This is a genomic window from Bradyrhizobium sp. P5_C11_2 (assembly GCF_054049755.1).
The window spans coordinates 1-1,886 of the sequence record NZ_JBFULT010000894.1; the positions used below are offsets into that span (position 1 = coordinate 1).

The window sequence follows — 1,886 nt, forward strand, 5'->3', positions numbered from 1 at the left end:
CGTCGAGACCGAGGCTTATGTGGCGATCGCGGGCCCAGTGGTCGGGACGGCCGCCGCGCTCGGGGTATATTTGTGGGCGAGATCGGAAGACAGCGGGCTATTGCTCGCGATCTCCTACGCGGGGCTGTTCCTCAATCTGTTCAATCTGCTGCCGATCTCACCGCTCGACGGCGGCCGGGTGACGGCCGTCCTCAGTCCGCGGATCTGGTTCGTCGGCGTGCCGATCCTGGTCGCGCTGATGCTGTACCGGCCAAGCCCGATGCTGCTCATCGTCGCGATCCTGGCAACCCCGCAACTGATCAGCGCATGGCGATACGATCCGAACGCACCGGAGAACGTCGCCTATTACGGCGTACCGCTCCAGACCAAGCTCGAATATGGCAGTGCATATCTGGCGCTCGCCGCGCTGCTCGCGGTCATGACCTATGATGTCCACGAGATGCTTGGGCCGATGATGCGGACGGGATAGCCACAACCGCAGTGTCGTCCCGGCGAAGGCCGGGACCCATACCGCGGATTCTATCGATGATGGACGGTCGGAGTACCGAACGACCGATCTTCGCCAAATTGCTCCCTGTGGTTATGGATCCCGGCCTTCGCCGGGATGACACCGAGGAAATGGCGAGGCTTTCCGCCTCGCACCAGTTGTGGACGTGGAGCTCAGTTGCCCCACACGTCCTTCGCGATCTCCACCGCGAGGCTGAGCTTGGCCCACTGCTCCTCCTCGGAGAGGATGTTGCCCTCTTCCGTCGAGGCGAAGCCGCATTGCGGGGACAGCGCGAGCTGCCCCAGCGGGGCGAATTTCGCGGCCTCTTCGAGGCGGCGCTTGATGTCGTCCTTCTTCTCGAGCTCGCCGAACTTCGAGGTGATGACACCGACCACGACGACCTTGTTGCCCTTGGGCAGGAAGCGCAGCGGCTCGAAGCCGCCGGCACGGTCGGAATCGTATTCCAGAAAGTAACCGTCGTAATTGGTGCCGGCGAGCATGGTCTCGGCCACCGGCTCGTAGCCGCCCGAGGAGATCCAGGTCGAGCGGAAATTGCCGCGGCAGACATGCGTCGTCACCACCATGTCGGCCGGCTTCTCAGCCAGCGCGTAGTTGATGATGCGCGCATAGATCTGCTGGAGGCCGTCCGGATTGTCGCCGCGCTCGCGCGCCTTCTGCAACTCGTCCTGCGAGCAGAGATAGGCCCACACGGTGTCGTCGAATTGGAGATAGCGGCAGCCTGCGTCATAGAACGCCTTCACCGCCTTGCGGTAGGTCTTGCCGAGGTCCTCGTAGAAGGCGTCGAGATCGGGATAGACATCCTTGGAGATCGCCTTGCGGCCGCCGCGGAAGTGCAGCACGGCCGGCGACGGAATCGTCATCTTGGCGGTGACGTGGGCCTGGTCGGCGTACTTCTTCAGGAACTTGAAGTGGTCGAGCATCGGGTGGTCATCGGGGAAATCGAGCTTGCCGATCACCCGCACCGCGTCATGCCGCGTCTCGACGCCCGCGAACTGGATGCCCGTGTCCGGGTGAAACATTTCGCAGCCGGTGAGCTTGGCCAGGAAGTCGAAATGCCACCAGGAGCGGCGGAATTCGCCGTCGGTCGCGAGCTTCAGGCCGACCGAGGCCTGTTTGTGCACGACCTTCTCGATCTCCATGTCCTCGATCTTGCGCAGATCGTCGGCCGAGATCTCGCCCTTCTCCAGCCTGGCGCGGGCTTCCTTGATCTTGGCCGGACGCAGGAGGCTGCCGACCTCGTCGGCGCGGAAGGGGGCTTTGGTTCGCTGCATTTTCTTCTCCCGGGATATTTTAGTGGGCCGCCGCCCCTGCGACGCCGAGGTGGCGCTCGAGGACCGACGGGTCAGCCTTCAGCGCGGCGCTCGGGGCGTCGTGGACG

1 protein-coding gene and 2 pseudogenes are annotated in these 1,886 nt (G+C 63.9%); 1 reads left to right on the plus strand and 2 read right to left on the minus strand.

The genetic code is table 11. The features are described 5' to 3' along the window. A pseudogene (locus tag ACXJL8_RS39980) lies at positions 1-469 on the plus strand (site-2 protease family protein); the annotation flags it as partial. Positions 470-660: 191 nt separating this feature from the next. On the opposite strand, the gene ACXJL8_RS39985 reads toward ACXJL8_RS39980, so the two are convergent. Together ACXJL8_RS39985 and ACXJL8_RS39990 are read right to left on the minus strand one after the other, a co-directional pair. Next, complete coding sequence (locus tag ACXJL8_RS39985; protein ID WP_456620960.1) at positions 661-1,779, minus strand: cobalamin-independent methionine synthase II family protein; 1,119 nt, start codon at positions 1,777-1,779, stop codon at positions 661-663. 19 nt (positions 1,780-1,798) lie between these two features. Then, positions 1,799-1,886: pseudogene (locus ACXJL8_RS39990) on the minus strand (ABC transporter ATP-binding protein); the annotation flags it as partial.

Bases quoted from the DNA above. Each gene is read 5' to 3' on its own strand.
- ACXJL8_RS39985 (WP_456620960.1), bottom strand. From the start codon at position 1,779: ATGCAGCGAACCAAAGCCCCCTTCCGCGCCGACGAGGTCGGCAGCCTC.